Origin of the sequence: Lentzea sp. NPDC051213 (assembly GCF_044455585.1) — a bacterium.
GTDB lineage: Bacteria > Actinomycetota > Actinomycetes > Mycobacteriales > Pseudonocardiaceae > Lentzea.
On record NZ_JBITEX010000002.1, the window covers coordinates 980,270 to 995,328 of the forward strand.

A 15,059-nucleotide genomic window follows, 5' to 3' on the forward strand; every position below is an offset into this window, starting at 1 on the left:
AATCGCGTTCGGTTCCGGGGAACTGATCGGCTTGCGCGCGCGACTAGTGGCCGTGGAGATGGTTCACCTGCGTGGGCGCGCCGCGGTGCCGGTGCTGACGACCGCGGCGATGACGGCGTCGATGCTGCCGTTGTTCCTGCTGGGAGCGCTCGCGCCCGCGCTGGTGGCCGAGTTCGGCATCGGCCGGCCGTTGCTGGGTGCACTGGTCACCGCGGGGTTCGGCGTCGCGGTGGTGCTGTCGCTCGTGATCGGGCCGGTGGTGGACGCCGTGGGTCCGCGCCGATCGGTGGTGGCGCTGTTCGCGACGAGTGCGGTCGCGTTGACCGTGTTCGCGGTGGCGCCGCACTACTCGGTGCTCGTGGTGGCGGTGGCGCTCGGTGGTGTTCCGCAAGCTCTGGCGAACCCCTCCACCAACAAGTTGATCGCGACCTCCGTGGCCCCGTCGCGGCGGCCGGTGTTGCTGGGAATCAAGCAATCCGGTGTGCAGTTGGGGGCGTTCATTGCCGGGTTGCCGTTGGCGTGGTTGGCGGAAGGAGTGGACTGGCGGCTCGCGGTGGGTGTCGCCGCAGGGTTGGTCGCGGTGGCGGGGCTGGCGCTCCCGGCCGACGTGAATGCGGTTGCCGGGCCTCGGCTTCGGGTCGCACCGTCCGCGGATGGTCGCCGAGTCCCGGCCGGAATACGGATCTCCCTCACCGCGAGTCCCCTGATTTGGCAGCTCACCGGCTTCTCGGTGTTGCTGGGCGCTGGAATCGCGGCGGTCAACACCTACGTGACCCTCTACGCGACGGAGGAACTGCGCTTCACCGCACCCGTCGCGGCAGGTCTCGTCGCGGTGCTCGGCGTGGTCGGCATCGCTGGCCGGATCTTCTGGGCGCGGGTGGCGTCCGGCGGCACGCCCGCTCGCGACCTGCTGGTCGGGCTCTCCGGTGCGGCCGCCGTGTCACCGATCCTCTTGCTGGCGGCGGGAGTCGCCGCACCACTGGCCTGGGCGGGCATGATCGTCGTCGGCGCGTGTGCGGTCGCCGCGAACGCCATCTCGATGCTCTCGGTCGTGGCCGCCTCGGCTGGGCCGGAACTCGGGCGCAACTCGGCGCTGGTGTCCGCCGGGTTCTTCGCCGGATTCGCCGTCGGCCCGCCGGTGTTCGGCCTCGTCGTGGAACTGGCCGGGTATCAGGCCGCCTGGGTGCTCGTGGCCGCCGAGTTCGTCGCGGCGGCCGCGGTGGCGTGGCGGGCACGATGATGCGCGACCGGGTCGAGGCGACGCTGGCCGAGGTCGGCGACAGGTTCCCGCTCCACGCCGACCCGGACACCGGACGGTGGCACACCACGGCGCGTGGTTCGTGGGCCGGTGGTTGCTGGGCCGGTCTGCTGTGGCTGCTCGGCAGGCCTGAGGCTCCGCTGTGGACGGCAAGGCTGGACTGCTGGGCCGATGCCGACACCGTGCTGCAGGCGCTGATCTTCTGGTACGGCCGGGGCGACACCGAACGGACCGCCAAGTCGCTCGCGGCCATGGCGATCGACGGGATCGTGCCGTGGGGTACCGCGTTCGGCGAGCACGAGGGTCTCCGCGCCGACGGAGCCGCCGGTGTCGTCCCGGTGCTGGCGTCAGCGGGATACCCCGAACTCGCCCGTTCCCATGTGGACGCTCATCTCGCGATCGACGAGTCCTGGCCGCGTGGTCGGGCGTGGTTGTTACTCGCGGCGGCGGACGCGGTGCACTGGCTCGGCGACGACTACCGGGCGCACGCCGACGCGAGAGCGGCCGCCTGGTGCGATCCTGGCGACACGGCGGCCGACGCGATCGCCGCGGTGGCTTTGCTCAAGCTCGGCCACGACGCGACGCCGTTGCTGGACCGGTTGGCCGGACACGTCGCGGACGGAAGGCTTCTCGGTGGCACCTATGAAGAACTCCGCAATCACGAACTGGTGTGGGGCACGTTCTTCTACGCTCTCGCACTCGCCATCGCCGCCGAGGAGGTCAGTCCGCACGCCTACTAGTGAGCACCCGGCGTGCGGTGGCGGAGATGTGCAGTTCGTCGGCGCCGTCGAGAATCCGCGCGGTACGGGCGATGCGCGCGAGCATCGGCAGCGGGGTGTCCGGCCCGAGCCCTTCGGCACCGAACACCTGGATCGCCGAATCGGTGGCCTGGCTCAACGCGCGGGCCGCGGCGACCTTGGCGAGTCCGATCTCGGTGCGTGCGTCCTGTTCCAGAGCGACCAGTTCGGCGGCCTGATGAGTGAGCGCCCTGGCGGACCGGATGGCCAGCAGTGACTCGAACACGTGCTGCTGCACCAGTTGCCGGTCGGCCAGGGCGCTTCCGCCGATCTGCCGTTCGTTGGCACGCGGGCACATCAGCGCGAAGGCCCGCTCGGCCTGCCCGATCCACCGCAGGCAGCGCAACGTGCGGCCGAGCGCGAGCCGCGTACCCGCGATCGCCAGCCCGTCGCCACCCTCGCCGAGCAGATGATCGGCCGGCACCACCACGTCGTCCAGCGCGATCTCGAACTGGCCGGCCGCGCCGAGCACCGGGATCTCCCTGATCACCCGGAAACCGGGTGTCCGCACCGGTACGACGAACAACGAGCCGCTCGCCAGCACCGTGACGTACTCGGCGGATCCGGCGCCGGTGGTGAACCACTTGCGGCCGTTGAGCAGCCAGCCTTCGCCGACCCAGGTGGCGCTGGTGCGGGACGCGGCCGGGTCGGAACCCGCGACGCCGGGTTCGGTCATCGCGTAGCTGCCGGTGATGTCCCCGGCCACCAGGCGTTTCAGGTAACGGTCCCGCACGGTCGCGGTGGCGTGCCGCTGGAACATCGTCACGTCGAGCAGGCAGGCCGAACCGAGCGCGGCGGGTCCGTGGTCGCTGCTGCCCTCGGCTTCGGCGTGCGCGAAGTACTCGGTGAGGCCGAGCCCGCCTCCGCCGAGCTCGCGAGGCAGCGGCAAAGCCCACAGCCCCAACGACTTCGCCTCCTCGCGCAGTCTGGCCAGCTCGGCGCGCGCGTCGTCCCCGCCCGCGTCGAGAACCGTCTCAACAGGCTCGACGCGGGTGCGCACGAACGCGGAAACCTCGGTCAGCACCGGCATTTCCTCCTCACGGGAACTGAACGGGTGTGTCACCCGACTGGTGGACGACGAAGGCCGACATGGAGGAGGCGTGTGTGACCCTGCACCTCGACCGGACGTCGACCGACCCGCCGTTGCACGCGACCGGGATCACCATCCGCGGCGACTCGGCCGCGGCCGACGTGCTCGGCGCGCTCCTGCACCAGTCGGGTGCGACGGTCTCCCGGTTCCCGGACGCGGGCGGTGAACCCGCCCACGCCGACATCGGTGGCACCGAACTGGCGATCGGCTGGGCCGGGCCGGTGCGCGAGGTGGTGGACGAGGCGAGCGCGCAGGCGATCTGCGGGCCGATGCACGTCCACGGCCGGAGTTCCGGTTCCCCGCGGGGGCTCGGCCTCGACTACTGCGGCACGGCCGCGGGCGTGATCGGCGGGACCGGACTGCTCGCGGCGGTGCTGGACGGCAGGAAGAGCGTGTCGACCAGCGTCGCGCAGGCCGCCCTGCTCACCGTGTCGCAGTACCTCGCCGCGGCGGGCGCACCGGAGGCCGAACCCGCCGAGACCGGGCCGGGCGGGCCGCCGTTTCGCAGCTCGGACGGCGTGTTGTTCGAGGTCGAGGCCCTGGATCCCGCGGTGTGGCAGGCGTTCTGGCACGCGCTCGGCGTACCCGGCCGGGCCATCGGCGCCGGCTGGCGGCCCTTCCAGTTCCGTTACGCCACCGCGTCCGCCCCGCTGCCACCCGAGCTGCAGGCCGCCACCGCGGAGCGCACGTTCGCCGAGCTCACGACGCTGGCCCAGAGGTCCGGGATGAGCATCTGCGAACTGTATGCACATCGCCGGGCAGAGTCCGGCGCGCCAGCCTTCGAACTGTATACATTGGACAGCCATCGGCCCGTGGACCGGGTGAGAGGCGCACTGCCGCTCAACGGGCTGACGGTGTTGGAGGCAGGGCGCCGCGTGCAGGCACCGCTCGCCGCACACCTGCTGCGCCTGCTCGGCGCCGACGTCGTCAGGATCGAGCCACCGGGCGGCGACCCGTTGCGGGGCATGCCACCCATGTGCGGTGGCATCTCGGCGCGCTGGCTCGCGCTCAACCGCGGCAAGTCCGCCGTCGAGATCGACATCAAGGACACCGGCGACCGCGACCGGCTGCGCGACCTGATCCGCACCGCGGACGTGTTCCTGCACAATTGGGCACCCGGGACCGCCGAACGGCTCGGGCTTGGAGCCCACGACCTGGTGGCCGTGAACCCGGCCCTGGTGTTCGTGTACACCTCCGGCTGGGCCGGCCGGCTCGCGGACGCCCCACTGGGCACCGACTTCATGGCCCAGGCCCGCACCGGGCTCGGCGAGCTGCTGCGCCCCGCCGACGAGCCACCCGCGCCGTCGTTGATGACCCTGCTCGACGTGCTGGGCGGCCTGCTCGGCGCGTTCTCGACCGTCGCGGCCCTGCTCCAGCGGGAGCGCACCGGCCGCGCGATCCGCTGCGAGTCGTCGCTGCTGGCGGCCGCGGAACTGCTCGGGCTGCGGGCGAAGGGCCGGCCGGAGCCCGGATTCCGCAGGCCCGTCCTCGGCGACGGCGGCTGGCACCTCGGCCGGGTGCCCGTCACCGACGACCTCGCCTCGATCGTCACCGACCCGCGGTTCGCCGACGCGGTGGCGCTCGACGCCGACCGATGCCCGGAAGTGCTGACACCGTGGGGGTTCAGATGACGACAACGACAGTACGCGACCTCGTGCCCGCCGAGCTGCGGCACCGCTGGGCCGAGGTCGGCTACTACCCGGACCGCGACATCTACGACCTGTATGCAGTCCGCGTGTACCTGCATCCGTTACGAACAGCCGTGATCGACGACGACGGCGAGCTGACCTACGCGGAGCTGAACGAACTCGCGCTGCGGATGGCCGCGAACCTGCGATGTCGTGGCGTGGGAGCGGGTGATGTGGTGGCCACCCAGCTGGCGAACGGCAGGCACGCGGTCGCCGCCGACCTCGCCGTCGGCGCGCTGGGCGGTGTCGTGCTGCCGTTCCCTGTCGGCAGGGGCAGCGGGGAGGCCCGTTCGCTGGTCAGCCGCAGCCGCGCGGTCGCGGTGATCGCTGACGACGACCTGCGTGACGCGGTCGACTGCACGGTGTTCTCGCCACGGGAACTGCTCGAACCGGCCGGCGTGGCGGAACCCGTGCGGTCGGATCCCAACGGGCCGGCGCGGATTCTCGTGTCGTCCGGCTCCGAGGCCGAGCCGAAGATGGTGCTGTACTCGCACAACGCGTTGCTCGGCGGGCGTGGGACGTTCGTCGGCAGGTTGATCCCGCCGGGAGAGGATCTGCGGGCGCTGTTCCTCGTGCCGCTGGCGTCTTCGTTCGGCAGCAACGGCACGACCGTCACGCTCGCACGTCACGGTGGAACCTTGGTGCTGCAACGCAAGTTCAGCCCCGAGTCCACGATGGCGCTCATCGAACGGGCCAGGCCGACCCACCTGTTCGGCGTGCCGACGATGTTCAAGATGCTGCTGGACCACCCGTCCACGGCCGACACCTCGTCGATCCGCGTCATCGCCCCCGGTGGCGCCCAGCTCGACGCGGCGACCGCGCAGGCGTGCCGCGAGGGGTTCGGTGCCACCGTGGTCAACGTCTACGGCTCGGCGGACGGCGTGAACTGCCACACCGCGCTCGACGACCCCGCGCACCGCGGCACGGGCGCGGGCAGGCCCAACCCGGCGGTCGCCGAGATCAGGCTCGTCGACGACGAGTTGCGTCCTGTTCCCGTTGGGAGTGTTGGGGAAATCATCGCGCGCGGCCCGATGAGCCCGATGCGTTACGTCGGCGACGACGACCTCAACGCCCGCTACCGCACCCCGGACGGCTGGGTCCGCACGGGTGATCTCGGCGTGTTCGACGACGCGGGCTACCTGACCGTCGTGGGACGGCGCAAGGACGTCGTGATCCGCGGCGGCGCCAACATCAGCCCCGCCGAGGTGGAGCAGGTTCTGGCCGCCCACCCCGCCGTCCGTGACGTCGCGTGCGTCGGTGTTCCCGACGAACTGATGGGCGAGCGGCTGTGCGCGTGCCTCGTGACGTCGTCGCCGGTGACCGTTGACGAGCTCGGGAAGTTCCTGGGGGAGAAGGGGATCGCCCGGTTCAAGCACCCGGAACGAGTGCTCGGTCTGGACGAGTTCCCCCTCAGCCCCGCCGGCAAGGTCGACAAGGAGGCGTTGCGGATCCTGGCTAGGCGAGCGCGTCCGTGATCGCCTTCGCGTTGGCGCGGTAGACGCCGAGCAGGTCGTTGTCGTCACCGGGGTAGTTGACGAGCATGACCTGCTCGGCCTTCGCGTCCGGCAGCACCGTGCCGGTGCTCATGTGCGAGTTCTCGAACACGAACTGCGGTGACTTCCCCGCCAGCTCGGCGACCTTCGACGCCGTCACCGGCTCCGGCCCGTAGACGGCGAGCAGTTCCGCACCGGCGAGGTCTGCCGCGTACCCGACGAACGCCTGCGCCACGACCTTGGGTTGTTGCCCGGCCGGCCATTTCGCCTTCACGTCACCCGCGAGCTTGGTGTACTCGGTGTCGAAGTCCGCGTTCCACTTCTTGGCGGCGTCCTGCGTGCCGAACAACTCGGCGAGCCGCGTGACCTCGGTCTTGACCTTGTCGCGCGAGTTGTCGAGCGCGACCTCGACCTTCTTCGCCTTCGACCCGGCCGCTTCGGTGATCTTCGGCGCGAAGGACTCGAACGGCGCGTACAGCACGAAGTCGGCGTCCGCGACGGCCTTGAGGTCCGACGGCTTCGGGTCGTAGTCGGGGGCGTGCAGCACGGACTTCGGCACGATCACCGTCACGTTCTTCGCTCCGGCGGCCTTGGCGAACCCGGCCTCCCAGCTCGTGGTCGCGACGACCTTCGGCCCCGAGTCCGGCTGGGCTTGCGGGCTCGTCGAGCCACATCCGGCCAGCAACAACGCCGCTGCCGTCAGTGTGAGGAGGCGGACTGCCATGCGGTGGTTCTCCGTTCAGGAATGAGGTGGACGGCGAGAGCGAACGCGCCCGCCAGGAGTACGAGGACCGGCCCCGGTGGCTGGTCCAGCGCCAGAGCCAGGGCGAACCCGGCCAGGTTCACGACCACGCCGATGCCGACCGCCCACAACGCCATCGCGGTCAGCGACTGCGCGAGACGGCGTGCGGCGAGCGCGGGCAGCAGCGTGAGGGCGTCGACGAGCAACGCGCCGGTGAGCCTGATCGCGCCGGCGATCGCGACGGCCACCAGCACCAGCAACACGAGCGTCAGCCGATCGACCCGCACGCCGGAGCAGGCGGCGAGCTCGCGGTCGTGCAACAGCAGCGCGAGTTGCCTGCGCCGCCACAGGAAGAGCCCGGGCACGACGACGGCGAGCACGCCGAGCAGGATCACGTCGCCGGTGCGGGTCGCGAGGATCGAGCCCCACAACAGCTCGAACGCGGTGGAGGCGTTCACCCCGGAGATCGACAGCACCAGCAGCGCAGCGGCGATCGCCAGGCTCATCAACAGCCCCATCGCCCCGGACAACCCGGTCGAACTGCGGGCCAGGGGAGTGAGGCCGGCGCCGGACAGTCCACACGCGACCACCGCGCACAGCAACGGATCCAGCCCGGTCAGCAGGCCGACGGCGATGCCCAGCAACGCGATGTGCATCATCGCGAACCGCACCGGCATGATGTCGAGCCCGATGATCACCACGCCGATGATCGGCAACGCGACGGCGCCCAGCAGCAACGCGAACCCGGCCCGTTGCACCGCCGCCAGCTCCAGCAGCTCGATCACGTGATCTCCCGCAGCGTGCCCGCGGCCATCTCGAAGACGCGCTCGCACCGTTCGACGACGGCCCGGTCGTGCGTGACCACCAGCACCGTCACCGGCAACGACGTGATCAGCTCCGCCGCCGCGGCCTGACCCTCGAAGTCCAGTGCCGCAGTGGGTTCGTCGGCGATCAGCAGGCCGGCACCGGCGGCGATGCACCCGATCGCCCGCGCCAGGTACGTGCGCTGCAACTGGCCGCCCGACAACGTGTGCAGCGGGCGGCCGCGAAGCTCGCCCACCCCCAGGTCCTGCGCGGCTCGGCGGGCATCGTCCGCGGCTCCGCTGCTGACCAGCAACTCGTCGACCAGCAACGGAAACCGCCCCGCGGCCTGGCGTTGCGGGATCCACGCCGTCTCACGACGCCGGCGCGCCCAGTCCTTCGACGTCCGCGCCTGCTCGCCACCGACCTCGACGACCCCGCGCACAGTTGTATGCAATCCCAGGAGCGCGCGCAGCAACGTCGTCTTGCCGGACCCGTTCGTGCCGGTCAGCGCCACCCGTTGCCCCGGATCGAGGGTGAGGTCGACCTCGCGCACCACGGTCCGTCTGCCGTGCGCGCAGCTCACCCCCGCCAGCCTCACCGGCAGACCTGTCGTCTCCACGAGCATCTAGTCGGAGATCCAGGCCGTTCAGTTCCGTCCTTCCGGGTGAACCCGGGAACTTCCTGGGAGCGGCGCCCGACCAGTGGACGGGTCTACGCCGGGCCGGTCATCTCACTGGCCCGGTGTCACCGATCCCCGTCACGGCTCATGCCGGTTGCATCCATCGATGTCGGTCGATACAGTCAGGCTCACTGATTCGAAAGTCTTCGATACAAGAGGTGCGTCGTGAGTGAGCTTCCGGTCGTGGTGGTGGGTGCTGGACCTGCGGGTTTGACCGCTGCGGCACATCTGGCCGAACGCGGTGAACGGGTCGTGGTGCTGGAAGCGGGCGATCGCGCCGGTGCCGCGGTGTCACAGTGGAACCACGTCCGGTTGTTCTCGCCGTGGAGCGAACTGGTCGACCCGGCGGCCGAGAGACTGCTGACGCCGACGGGGTGGGTGCGCCCGGCCGGTGACACCTACCCTACCGGCGCGGAGTGGGCCGGCCGGTACCTCGCGCCGCTGGCCGAAGCCCTGGGCGACCGGGTGCGGTTCGGTGCGCGCGTTGTCGGCGTCGCGCGTCGTGGGCGGGATCGGGTCGTGGACGCCGGTCGCTCGGACGAGCCGTTGACCGTGCACGTGCAGACGGTCGATGGCGAGGAGCGCATCACCGCCCGCGCGGTGATCGACGCGTCCGGCACCTGGGGTTCGCCCAACCCGCTGGGCGGGGACGGTCTGCCGGCCGTGGGGGAGAAGGCCGTTGCCGCGCAGATCAGTTATCGCGTGCCTGATCTTGCTGTGCAACGGGAACGCTACGCGGGCAAGCGGGTCGCGGTGGCGGGCAGCGGGCACTCGGCGTTGACCGCGCTGATCGCGCTCGCGGATCTGCCCGGCACGAAGATCGTGTGGCTGCTGCGCCGCGGGTCTGTCGGCAACGTCTTCGGTGGCGGCGAAGCCGATCAGCTGCCCGCGCGCGGCGCGTTGGGTTCGCGCGCCAGGAAAGCGGCCGAGGCAGGGCACGTCGAGACCGTCACGGGGTTCCGCACCGCCGCCGTCGAGCGCGCCGGCGACGGTCGCCTGGCGCTGGAGTCGTTCGACGGTCACCGGGTCGAGGGGATCGACGAAGTGGTGGTGCTGACGGGATTCCGGCCTGACCTGTCGTGGTTGTCGGAGATCCGGCTCGACCTGGACCCGGTGTTGCAGGCACCGGCGAAGCTCGCGCCGTTGATCGATCCGAACGTCCACTCGTGCGGCACCGTCTACCCACATGGTGAAAACGAGCTGCGCCACCCCGAGTCAGATGTTTACCTGGTCGGCATGAAGAGCTACGGCCGTGCACCGACGTTCCTCTCGCTGACGGGCTACGAGCAGGCCCGGTCCGTCGTGGCCGCGATCGCCGGTGATCACGAGGCGGCCGGCCGCGTGGAGCTCGTGCTGCCCGAGACCGGGGTGTGCGGTGGCGCAGGTGTGTTCGACGCTCCCTCAGAAGACCAGGGCGGGTGCTGTGCTGCGCCGGTGACGATTGGTCTCGCGCCCAGTGCATGCTGACACGGCGGCGCGGCCCGGCATCGACGCCGGGCTGCGCCGCGTGCTCATCGTGTTGTGCACCACCGAGATCATCAGCTGGGGAGTGCTCTACTACGCCTTCCCGGTACTGCTGCCGACCATCAGCTCGCGCACGGGATGGTCGCTGGTCGCGATCACCGCCGGGTTCTCCGCGAGCCAGATCGTCGCGGGCCTGGTGGGGATCCCGGTCGGCAAGCTGCTCGACCGGCACGGCCCGCGCGCCATCATGACCACTGGCTCGGTGCTCGCCGTGCTCGCGGTTGTCGCGCTGGCGACCGCGGACTCGTTGGCGTGGTTCACGGCGGCCTGGTTGCTGGCCGGTGTCTCGATGGCGGGGGTCTTCTACGCGCCCGCGTTCGCCGCGCTGACCCGCTGGTACGGGCCGCGCCGGGTGTCCGCGCTGACCGCGCTGACCCTCGTCGCCGGGCTGTCCAGCACCGTGTTCGCGCCGCTGACCGCGGTGCTGAACGACCACGTGGACTGGCGCGGCACCTACCTCATGCTCGCCGGATTCCTCGCCGTCACCACGATTCCCCTGCACCTGTGGGGTTTGCGGTTGCCGTGGCCGGCGATCGAGCACGAGACGGTCCACACCCCGTCCGCGGTGGCGCGCAGCAGACCGTTCCTGGTGCTGGTGGTCGCGATGAGCCTGGCCGCGTTCAGCGTGTACGCCGTCGTGATCAACCTCGTCCCGTTGCTGACCGAACGAGGCATGACGACCTCGGTCGCCGCGATCGCGCTCGGCCTGGGCGGGGTCGGCCAGGTGCTCGGCAGGCTCGGCTACGCCAGGCTGGCCGCGAGGACGTCGGTGCGCACCCGCACCCTGCTGATCCTCCTGGTCAGCGCGGTCGTGACCGCTCTGCTGGGCGTGGTGCCCGGTCCGGCCCTCCTGCTGATCGCGGGTTCGGTGCTCGCCGGTGTCGTGCGCGGGATCTTCACGCTGGTGCAGGCGACGGCGATCACCGACCGGTGGGGAGCCGTCCACTACGGACAGCTCAACGGCCTGCTCACCGCGCCGGTCATGCTCACGGCGGCGATCGCGCCGTGGGCAGGCAGCGCGCTGGCGGCGTGGCTGGGCGGCTATCCGGCGGTGTTCGTGGTGCTGGGCGCGATCGGCGTGCTGGCCGCCCTGTTGTCGACCGCCAGCGTGCCGCGTTAGTCCAGCAGTTCGGCGACCAGCCCGCGGACCCGGCGGTCGATGTCGTCGCGGATCGGCCGCACCGCGTCGATGCCTTGTCCGGCCGGGTCTTCGAGCTGCCAGTCGAGGTAGCGCTTGCCGGGGAACACCGGGCAGGTGTCGCCGCAGCCCATCGTGATCACCACGTCGGAGGCCTCGACGTCCTCGGTCGTGAGCTTCGACGGCACCTCGGCGGTGATGTCGAGCCCCCACTCCGCGAGCGCCGAGGCTGCTGCGGGGTTGACCTTCTCCGCAGGCTCGGAACCGGCCGAACGCACGGCGATCCGGCCCATGCCGTAGTGCTGCAGCAGTGCCGCGGCCATCTGGGAGCGGCCGGCGTTGTGCACGCAGACGAACAGCACCTCGGGGGTGGCGGACACGGCTGTTCTCCTCGGGCCGAAGTTTTTCGTTGCAGATCACACCTCCTGTATCGACTTTTGTCAATCCAGCTCGCTATGGTCGTCGTCATGACGGGCCCGGAGCAGACGCTGCTCGACTCGACGACGGCAGCGCGCCTGTTCAAGGCGCTCGGCGACCCGATCCGAGTCGACCTCGTCAGCCTGGTGCGCCGGACCGAGGGACAGGAGGCGTGCTTCTGCGACCTCGCGGATCAGTTCGACATGCCGCAGTCCTCGCTGAGCCATCACCTCAAGATCCTCGTCAAGGCGGGCGTGCTGAGCCGTGAACGCCGCGGTACCTGGAGCTGGTACCGCATCGACAACGCCGCCATCGACACCCTCGCGGCGGTGCTGGCACCGGGCGGGCCGCTGCGCGACGCCAGTGCCTGTTGCGACTGAACCCCTGGAGAACCTGGTGAGCACGATGGAAACCGCGGCGCCTGACGTGCTGCACCGACTGTCCTTTCTGGACAGATTCCTGCCGGTGTGGATCGCCGTGGCCATGGCCGCCGGGCTGCTGCTCGGCCGGTTCGTCCCCGGCCTGCGGGGTGTGCTGGACGCGGTGAAGATCGACGGGGTCTCGTTGCCGATCGCACTTGGACTGCTGCTGATGATGTACCCGGTCCTCGCGAAGGTCCGTTACGACAGGCTCGGCACCGTCACCCGTGATCGCCGCACCATGCTGCTTTCCCTGGTGCTGAACTGGGCCCTCGGTCCCGCGTTGATGTTCGCGCTGGCGTGGATCTTCCTGGCCGACCTGCCCGAGTACCGCACGGGCCTGATCATCGTCGGCCTCGCCCGCTGCATCGCCATGGTCATCATCTGGAACGACCTCGCCTGCGGTGACCGCGAAGCCGCCGCGGTGCTGGTGGCGTTGAACTCCGTGTTCCAGGTGGTCATGTTCGGCGTGCTCGGCTGGTTCTACCTCGACCTGCTGCCCGGCTGGCTCGGCCTCTCCACGACCGGCGCCGACTTCTCCGCGTGGCAGATCGCCAAGTCCGTGCTCGTCTTCCTCGGCATCCCGCTGCTGGCCGGGTACCTGAGCCGCAAGCTGGGGGAGCGGTCGCGCGGCCGCGAGTGGTACGAGTCGAGGTTCCTGCCGCGCATCGGCCCGATCGCGTTGTACGGCCTGCTGTTCACGATCGTCATCCTGTTCGCGCTGCAGGGCGGGACCATCACCGGCCGCCCGCTCGACGTCGTCCGCATCGCAGTGCCGTTGCTGGCCTACTTCGCGATCATGTGGGCTGGGTCCTACGCGCTGGGAAGGCTTTCCGGCCTCTCGTACGAACGGACCACGACGCTGGCGTTCACCGCCGCGGGCAACAACTTCGAGCTCGCCATCGCCGTCGCGATCGGGGTGTTCGGCGTGACCTCCGGTCAGGCGCTCGCCGGCGTGGTCGGACCGCTGATCGAGGTGCCGGTGCTCGTCGCTCTCGTCTACGTCAGCCTGTGGTTGCGGCGGCGGTGGTCATGGTGATCGCGCTACTCACGTTGCGCAGCGCCGCGGCCATCCGGTCCGTCGTCTCCGGCCGCACCCGGTAGTAGACCCAGGTGCCACGGCGTTCGGAATCGACCAGGCCGGCCTGCCGCAGCAGCTTGAGGTGATGCGAGATCGTCGGCTGGGACAGGTCGAACGCCGGGGTGAGCTCGCAGACGCAGATCTCGCCGTCCGCACCCGAGGCGATCATCGCCAGCAGTCGCAGGCGCACCGGGTCGCCGAGCGCCTTGAACATCGTGGCGAGCTCGACGGCCTGCTCGTCGGCGAGCGGAACCTCGGACAACGGCTCGCAGCACGCCTCTTGCTTCGACATCTTTCAATATTGACGGCTCTGGGGGTTCCGCGCAACACTGCATAGACAAACTTCGATACAGCCTGGAGGCCTCGATGAGTGAGATGCGTGAGACCGTCCGTGCCCACTACGCCGCAGCCGCCGTTGCCGCAGGGGGAGGCGGGTGCTGTGGTCCGGAGTCCACGCTCTACCCGGCTGCCCAGCGCGAGGAACTGCCTGCCGAAGCGGTCGCCGCCTCGCTCGGCTGCGGCAATCCCGTCGCGGTCGCCGAGCTCCGTGAAGGGGAGAGGGTGCTGGACCTGGGATCGGGCGGTGGAATCGACGTCCTGCTCTCCGCCAGTCGCGTCGGCCCCACCGGCAAGGCATACGGTCTGGACATGACCGACGAGATGCTCGCGCTCGCCCTGTCCAACGCGGACAAGGCCGGTGCCACCAACGTCGAGTTCCTCAAGGGCGACATCGAGGCCATCCCGTTGCCCGGCAACACCATCGACGTCGTGATCTCCAACTGCGTCATCAACCTCTCCGTCGACAAGCCGGCCGTGTTCGCCGAGACGTTCCGCGTGCTGCGCCCCGGCGGCCGGATCGGCATCTCCGACGTCGTCGCCGACGACCACCTCACGCCAGCCGAACGAGCCGAGCGCGGCTCCTACGTCGGCTGCATCGCGGGCGCTCTCACCTTCGCCGAGTACCGCGAGGGACTGCGCGCCGCCGGCTTCACCGACGTCGAGATCACGCCGACTTTCGAGGCGGCGGAAGGCATGCACTCCGCGATCGTCCGGGCCACCAAGCCCGTCGCTGTCGTGTCGCAGGCCAGGCAGGACGGGCGGCGATGCTGCACGACGTGAGCCGCCCACTCCGCCGAGGTCTCCGTCACCGCTTTGTGCTGGTCACGGCCGCAAGCCTCAGGAGCCTTTGACCGACTCGAGCAGGCTCCTCGCCACGCCACGGAGCTTGGTGTTCTCGTGCTGCGACCGCTCCACCAACATCGTGAACGCCTCATCGGCCGTGCACGCGTGCACCGCCATCAGCACTCCCTTCGCCTGTTCGATCTCGGCGCGCGACTCGAGCGCGCGCTCCAGGTGCAGAACCTGGTTGCGCGAGCGCTGCCACCGCTGGGCGCTGTTGATCGTGGCGGACGCGGCCGTGGTGAACAGCCGCATGAGCTTCTCGTCGAACGGGTCGAACGCCGCCGCCGTGTAGCTGTAGATGTTGAGCGTCGCGATGTGCTGCGCTTCGCCGTCGTCCGACGCCGGCAGGACGACGGGAACCGACAGGTACGCGCGAACACCGGTCCGATCGGCCGCGGCCTCGAACTCCGGCCACAGGTCGAGGTGCTCGCCGACGACCGCGCGCACGGTCTTCATCGACCGAGCGGACTCGAGGCACGGCCCGCGGTCGGCGCTGTACTGCTTCTCGTCGACGTCGATCAGCCGCGGATCCGTGGCCGCCGCCGTGCGGGGCTGGTCCGCCGTCACCACGGAGACGGTCACGGCGTCGGCATCGGGCATGACCCTGGCCGCCGTGTCCGCCAGCCTTTGCAGGGCGTCGTCGAGCGGCTCTTCGCCGGTGAAGGCGTCGCGGAGGGCGGCGAGTGCCTCAGTGGTCTCGTCGATGCGTGCTAGCGGGTCGGGGGTCATGCCGCGGCGCTCCTTCGG

General features: G+C 70.4%; 16 protein-coding genes. 9 read left to right on the forward strand and 7 right to left on the reverse strand.

The features are described from left to right. Window positions 1-58: 58 nt before the first annotated feature. Both ACIA8G_RS11325 and ACIA8G_RS11330 read left to right on the forward strand, forming a co-directional pair. Window positions 59-1,240 (forward strand): MFS transporter, encoded by a 1,182-nt coding sequence (locus ACIA8G_RS11325; protein WP_396418254.1) that lies wholly within the window; start codon window positions 59-61, stop codon window positions 1,238-1,240. Beyond that, complete coding sequence (locus tag ACIA8G_RS11330; RefSeq protein ID WP_396418255.1) at window positions 1,225-1,998, forward strand: hypothetical protein; 774 nt, start codon at window positions 1,225-1,227, stop codon at window positions 1,996-1,998. Before ACIA8G_RS11325 ends, ACIA8G_RS11330 begins: the two co-directional genes overlap by 16 nt. Here the strand turns inward: ACIA8G_RS11330 and ACIA8G_RS11335 are convergent. Continuing rightward, on the reverse strand, window positions 1,979-3,085 hold the full coding sequence (locus ACIA8G_RS11335; protein ID WP_396418256.1) for an acyl-CoA dehydrogenase family protein: 1,107 nt from the start codon (window positions 3,083-3,085) through the stop codon (window positions 1,979-1,981). The genes ACIA8G_RS11330 and ACIA8G_RS11335 overlap by 20 nt on opposite strands. A gap of 74 nt (window positions 3,086-3,159) precedes the next feature. Here ACIA8G_RS11335 and ACIA8G_RS11340 point away from each other — a divergent pair, with 74 nt between their 5' ends. Together ACIA8G_RS11340 and ACIA8G_RS11345 are read left to right on the forward strand one after the other, a co-directional pair. Beyond that, a complete protein-coding gene (locus ACIA8G_RS11340; protein WP_396418257.1) occupies window positions 3,160-4,776 on the forward strand; it encodes a CoA transferase in 1,617 nt (538 codons plus the stop codon). Beyond that, window positions 4,773-6,308 carry a class I adenylate-forming enzyme family protein gene (locus ACIA8G_RS11345; protein WP_396418258.1) on the forward strand — a complete coding sequence of 512 codons (1,536 nt, stop codon included), beginning with the start codon at window positions 4,773-4,775 and terminating at the stop codon, window positions 6,306-6,308. Before ACIA8G_RS11340 ends, ACIA8G_RS11345 begins: the two co-directional genes overlap by 4 nt. Here ACIA8G_RS11345 and ACIA8G_RS11350 read toward each other — a convergent pair. From ACIA8G_RS11350 to ACIA8G_RS11360, 3 genes are read right to left on the reverse strand one after another with little or no spacing between them, the layout of a single operon-like run. Beyond that, complete coding sequence (locus ACIA8G_RS11350) at window positions 6,289-7,050, reverse strand: metal ABC transporter solute-binding protein, Zn/Mn family (protein ID WP_396418259.1); 762 nt, start codon at window positions 7,048-7,050, stop codon at window positions 6,289-6,291. The two genes, ACIA8G_RS11345 and ACIA8G_RS11350, sit on opposite strands and share 20 nt — an antisense overlap. Beyond that, on the reverse strand, window positions 7,026-7,853 hold the full coding sequence (locus ACIA8G_RS11355; RefSeq protein ID WP_396418260.1) for a metal ABC transporter permease: 828 nt from the start codon (window positions 7,851-7,853) through the stop codon (window positions 7,026-7,028). The genes ACIA8G_RS11350 and ACIA8G_RS11355 overlap by 25 nt, the downstream gene beginning before the upstream one ends. Continuing rightward, window positions 7,850-8,497: a metal ABC transporter ATP-binding protein gene (locus ACIA8G_RS11360; protein ID WP_396418261.1), complete on the reverse strand. Its 648-nt coding sequence runs from the start codon at window positions 8,495-8,497 to the stop codon at window positions 7,850-7,852. The genes ACIA8G_RS11355 and ACIA8G_RS11360 overlap by 4 nt, the downstream gene beginning before the upstream one ends. Window positions 8,498-8,716: 219 nt before the next feature. On the opposite strand from ACIA8G_RS11360, the gene ACIA8G_RS11365 reads away from it, so the two are divergent. Both ACIA8G_RS11365 and ACIA8G_RS11370 read left to right on the forward strand, forming a co-directional pair. Further along, on the forward strand, window positions 8,717-10,018 hold the full coding sequence (locus ACIA8G_RS11365) for an FAD-dependent oxidoreductase (RefSeq protein WP_396418262.1): 1,302 nt from the start codon (window positions 8,717-8,719) through the stop codon (window positions 10,016-10,018). Further along, window positions 10,008-11,195 (forward strand): MFS transporter, encoded by a 1,188-nt coding sequence (locus ACIA8G_RS11370; protein ID WP_396418263.1) that lies wholly within the window; start codon window positions 10,008-10,010, stop codon window positions 11,193-11,195. Before ACIA8G_RS11365 ends, ACIA8G_RS11370 begins: the two co-directional genes overlap by 11 nt. Here the strand turns inward: ACIA8G_RS11370 and ACIA8G_RS11375 are convergent. After that, a complete protein-coding gene (locus ACIA8G_RS11375; RefSeq protein ID WP_396418264.1) occupies window positions 11,192-11,593 on the reverse strand; it encodes an arsenate reductase ArsC in 402 nt (133 codons plus the stop codon). The two genes, ACIA8G_RS11370 and ACIA8G_RS11375, sit on opposite strands and share 4 nt — an antisense overlap. Before the next feature lie 87 nt (window positions 11,594-11,680). Here ACIA8G_RS11375 and ACIA8G_RS11380 point away from each other — a divergent pair, with 87 nt between their 5' ends. Both ACIA8G_RS11380 and arsB read left to right on the forward strand, forming a co-directional pair. Beyond that, window positions 11,681-12,010, forward strand: a complete 330-nt coding sequence (locus tag ACIA8G_RS11380; protein ID WP_396418265.1) for an ArsR/SmtB family transcription factor — start codon at window positions 11,681-11,683, stop codon at window positions 12,008-12,010. A gap of 25 nt (window positions 12,011-12,035) precedes the next feature. Next, complete coding sequence (gene arsB, locus ACIA8G_RS11385) at window positions 12,036-13,088, forward strand: ACR3 family arsenite efflux transporter (protein WP_396418692.1); 1,053 nt, start codon at window positions 12,036-12,038, stop codon at window positions 13,086-13,088. On the opposite strand, the gene ACIA8G_RS11390 is transcribed toward arsB, so the two are convergent. Continuing rightward, the gene (locus ACIA8G_RS11390; protein ID WP_396418266.1) at window positions 13,054-13,422 is read right to left on the reverse strand and encodes an ArsR/SmtB family transcription factor; all 369 of its coding nucleotides are present in this window, start codon (window positions 13,420-13,422) and stop codon (window positions 13,054-13,056) included. The two genes, arsB and ACIA8G_RS11390, sit on opposite strands and share 35 nt — an antisense overlap. A 74-nt stretch (window positions 13,423-13,496) precedes the next feature. Here ACIA8G_RS11390 and arsM point away from each other — a divergent pair, with 74 nt between their 5' ends. Then, entirely contained in the window at window positions 13,497-14,249 is a 753-nt protein-coding gene (gene arsM, locus ACIA8G_RS11395; protein WP_396418267.1) for an arsenite methyltransferase, read from the forward strand. 57 nt (window positions 14,250-14,306) lie between these two features. Here the strand turns inward: arsM and ACIA8G_RS11400 are convergent, their stop codons facing one another. Further along, window positions 14,307-15,041: an ANTAR domain-containing protein gene (locus ACIA8G_RS11400; protein ID WP_396418268.1), complete on the reverse strand. Its 735-nt coding sequence runs from the start codon at window positions 15,039-15,041 to the stop codon at window positions 14,307-14,309. Window positions 15,042-15,059: the final 18 nt, after the last annotated feature.

What these genes read in the sequence shown, in the direction of transcription:
- ACIA8G_RS11360 (WP_396418261.1), bottom strand. Translation starts at nt 8,497, where the DNA reads ATGCTCGTGGAGACGACAGGTCTGCCGGTGAGGCTGGCGGGGGTGAGC.
- ACIA8G_RS11390 (WP_396418266.1), bottom strand. Translation starts at nt 13,422, where the DNA reads ATGTCGAAGCAAGAGGCGTGCTGCGAGCCGTTGTCCGAGGTTCCGCTC.
- ACIA8G_RS11400 (WP_396418268.1), bottom strand. Translation starts at nt 15,041, where the DNA reads ATGACCCCCGACCCGCTAGCACGCATCGACGAGACCACTGAGGCACTC.
- ACIA8G_RS11345 (WP_396418258.1), top strand. Translation starts at nt 4,773, where the DNA reads ATGACGACAACGACAGTACGCGACCTCGTGCCCGCCGAGCTGCGGCAC.
- ACIA8G_RS11380 (WP_396418265.1), top strand. Translation starts at nt 11,681, where the DNA reads ATGACGGGCCCGGAGCAGACGCTGCTCGACTCGACGACGGCAGCGCGC.
- ACIA8G_RS11335 (WP_396418256.1), bottom strand. Translation starts at nt 3,085, where the DNA reads ATGCCGGTGCTGACCGAGGTTTCCGCGTTCGTGCGCACCCGCGTCGAG.
- arsB (WP_396418692.1), top strand. Translation starts at nt 12,036, where the DNA reads ATGGAAACCGCGGCGCCTGACGTGCTGCACCGACTGTCCTTTCTGGAC.
- arsM (WP_396418267.1), top strand. Translation starts at nt 13,497, where the DNA reads ATGAGTGAGATGCGTGAGACCGTCCGTGCCCACTACGCCGCAGCCGCC.
- ACIA8G_RS11325 (WP_396418254.1), top strand. Translation starts at nt 59, where the DNA reads ATGGTTCACCTGCGTGGGCGCGCCGCGGTGCCGGTGCTGACGACCGCG.
- ACIA8G_RS11350 (WP_396418259.1), bottom strand. Translation starts at nt 7,050, where the DNA reads ATGGCAGTCCGCCTCCTCACACTGACGGCAGCGGCGTTGTTGCTGGCC.